The 3,283-nt window shown below is 43.3% G+C and carries 1 tRNA gene, 2 rRNA genes and 1 pseudogene; 1 reads left to right on the top strand and 3 read right to left on the bottom strand.

Going from position 1 to position 3,283, the window contains the following annotated elements:
• Positions 1–1,661: 1,661 nt before the first annotated feature.
• Positions 1,662–2,696, top strand: a pseudogene (locus tag EKG38_RS24595) (IS630 family transposase).
• A gap of 157 nt (positions 2,697–2,853) precedes the next feature.
• Here the strand turns inward: EKG38_RS24595 and rrf (EKG38_RS24590) are convergent.
• The 3 genes from rrf (EKG38_RS24590) to rrf (EKG38_RS24580) form a co-directional block, all read right to left on the bottom strand.
• Positions 2,854–2,969: ribosomal RNA gene (gene rrf / locus EKG38_RS24590) — 5S ribosomal RNA — on the bottom strand.
• Between the two features lie 19 nt (positions 2,970–2,988).
• Positions 2,989–3,064 (bottom strand) — tRNA-Thr (locus tag EKG38_RS24585).
• An 89-nt stretch (positions 3,065–3,153) separates the two neighbouring features.
• Positions 3,154–3,269 (bottom strand): 5S ribosomal RNA (rrf, locus tag EKG38_RS24580).
• Positions 3,270–3,283: the final 14 nt, after the last annotated feature.

Below are 3,283 nucleotides of genomic sequence, written 5' to 3'. Positions count from 1 at the left end.
GAAGCAATTTCGAATAACTCAACACCTGTGAGTGTCCACACAGATTTCTTGTTTCAATTTGTTAAAGAGCGTTAGCATCAATCTTTCAGATGCTGCCGTTAGACGCTAGGTCGTTGGCTTGAGGAGGCGTATTCTACACGCTCCGTGGTTGGCGTCAAGTGCTTATTTTAAGAAGTTTTTCAAGCGATGATTTCTTAATCACTAATGTAAAAATCAATCAAAACCCGAATCCCTTAAAGCGCTTATCACCTGAGTCTAATTCCGAAGAAGTTAAACCCTCCAACACCGCTGCAAGTCCCGTCCTATCTAACCTTTCGACTAGTTAGTTGGCCTGCTGTGCCGTGTCAGTGGGAGCGAATTATAGGGAGTTTTAGGCAGAGCACAAGCGCTAATTACTGAAAAATACATGTTTTCATCAAATAAGCGCTTAAGAACAGTTTACGCACCAATTGCACACAGAGTTACCCACAGGTATCCGTTATATGGCACCATTACACTATTTTAGCCTTGATAAACACAGGTGACTTGAGCCCATCTGCCACCATACACGTGAACAAAAAACGGCAAGCAAACACCATTCATTCAGTTAGGTTCGGATCATCACCAATGTAAAAGTAACTAATTGATCAGACTTAGCGCCTTCAAATTGATATCAGCAATAGCAAATATCGGTATCTAGACTAAAACGAACCAGGGAAAAGCGTAGTGCATTTCACGAAATTGATAGTTTAGTTCTAGAGTTCAGGCTACCTGCAGGCTGTGATGAAGGAAATATGTCCCTATATGGATATAAGAATGGGAGTAACCAACATAGCCGTTACCGAATAAAAGATTAAGGACGAGCGAAGGCGCTTGAGGATAGCGACTAATACCAGGAAGTTAGACATGGATGTGAGAAAAGTATGCTTTGAATGCACTGCAGTCAGCGACTTTGTAGTAAAGAGCAAGGCGCCTTCCAACGCCCGTCTATATCAATTACTGAAATGCATAAAACGAAAGGAGACCCTGACCGCCAAGGCCTTTCTTTAGTATCTGAACCATAGGGACGTGGAAAATTACATTATGATGTCGGGAACATGATTGACCATGCCACCAAGACCTTTGTGAATCCTAAACATCAGATGGCGGAAATGCTGACTTTATTAAAAGGAGAAGTGCCTCCTGAATGCATTCAGGAGGTACGAGCCCATGGGTGGGCAAAGGTAGGATATTGCAGGAGCAATTATCGAGAGAGGAGCAGGATGCTAGAACCAAGGGGTAATTAACGGCCACATCGACGAAGTCGCTACGGGCTGCATGTGAAGTAGGCATTCATTCCTACATAAATGGAGAAGTCTCCTGCTTACAGTAATGGCTAGTTCGGGAGTAGCTATAACTATTTATTAAAAGGCCTAAGCGCAAAAAAGCCACATTGATAAGGTGGCTTCTCTACTGTTAAATAAGGAGTGCGCCTGTCATGGTCAGCTTCAAGACCATTTAAATGCATCCTGCATAAATGCCACTTCCTACATCGTGTAGGTCGCAAGCTCTCCGCGTTGGCCCACAAAGATGTGGGAAGTGCCTTAAATTGTTGGGAACAATTTTGGCCTTCACATGGATAATACCAATCTAAGTAAAAATGTGATCTAATTGAATGTCCTTACTAGGTAGTATTTGAGCCAATGAATAACCCTAAAGATATTGATTTCAAGTCCCTTGCCAGTAAGCAGAAAACAATTCAAATGAAGACACGCTTACAGGCTCTCTCACATTTTCAAGATGGAAAGTCCCGTACTGACATTGCCAGATATTTAAAAGTTAGAAGAACCAGCGTTAACAAGTGGGTGAGTATTTATTTAAGTGAAGGGCTAGCAGGGTTGGAGGAGAAACCCCGTACTGGTAGGCCACCATTTATTAATACTCAGCAGAGCAATCAACTTGCGGCATATATTGAAACCAGTGCGAGTAGCGAGCAAGGCGGTAGACTGACTGGGGCTGATATTCAACACTTTATACAAACTGAGTGTGGCAAAAGCTACCATCCGGACTCTATCTATTACCTATTGAATAAAATGGTTTTTTCATGGGTTACCTCTCGCTCTAAACATCCAAAACAATCAGAAGAACTTCAAGACGATTTTAAAAAAATCAAAATAAAAACGATCGCAAAGATCCCAGGGCGCCTTCCTTTGGATAGAGTCGATTTTTGGTTTCTAGATGAAGCTAGATTTGGCCAGCAAAACACGACAACTCGAGTTTGGACTCGAATAGGCACTAGACCTAGGGCGGTTCTCCAACAGCAATTCGAATATGCCTACTTGTTTAGTTCTGTGTGCCCAAGTCGAGGAATTGGGCAAGCAATAGTTGTTCCATGGACCAATAAAGATGTTATGCGCTTGCACTTGGAGCAACTCTCTTTGATCACGGAAACAGACAGGCAGGCAGTGGTGATAATGGATGGAGCTGGCTGGCATACAGATAATGTTGCTGATGACTTCAGTAATGTCAGCATTATAAATGCTCCCTCCCTATTCACCGGAGCTCAACCCCATCGAACAAGTCTGGAGCTGGATGCGACAACACTGCCTTGCTAATAAAGCTTTAAGAATTATGAGGATATCGTTGACAGTGCTTGCAAGGCTTGGAACACCTTCAATGAAAGTGCAGATCGGGTCACTCAAATGTGTTCAAGGAGCTGGCTAAATATGACCAGTTAGTTTTACAGATTGGTATAAGATGCATGCTTGGCACGCACTATCTATGCAGCCCATGTTCGAGTGGCCACTTCTTGGAATAAAGGGTCCAGACTAAAAACGAAAAAAGCCCGTTGCGTTAGCAACGGGCTTTATCGACTCTCTTTACGAGAAATTAGGCGTCTGGAAATGACCTACTCTCACATGGGGAGACCCCACACTACCATCGGCGCAATTGCGTTTCACTTCTGAGTTCGAGATGGGATCAGGTGGGGCCACAATGCTATGGTTTCCAGACAAATTCTTTTAACTAAAATGGTGCTGATACCCAGAATCGAACTGGGGACCTCATCCTTACCAAGGATGCGCTCTACCGACTGAGCCATATCAGCAATATTTTAAATTTCTTACTACGATTGAGTCTAACGTGCTTTCATCTTAGATGAAATTCACTGCACTATCATATTTAACTTAATTAGGCGCCTGGAAATGACCTACTCTCACATGGGGAGACCCCACACTACCATCGGCGCGATTGCGTTTCACTTCTGAGTTCGAGATGGGATCAGGTGGGGCCACAATGCTATGGTTTCCAGACTAATTTGGTAAAA

The sequence above is a fragment of the Shewanella canadensis genome (assembly GCF_003966225.1).
GTDB classification, from domain to species: Bacteria; Pseudomonadota; Gammaproteobacteria; order Enterobacterales; family Shewanellaceae; genus Shewanella; species Shewanella canadensis.
Note: the sequence above shows the minus strand (reverse complement) of the source record. Positions and strands in the feature narration are given on the sequence as shown.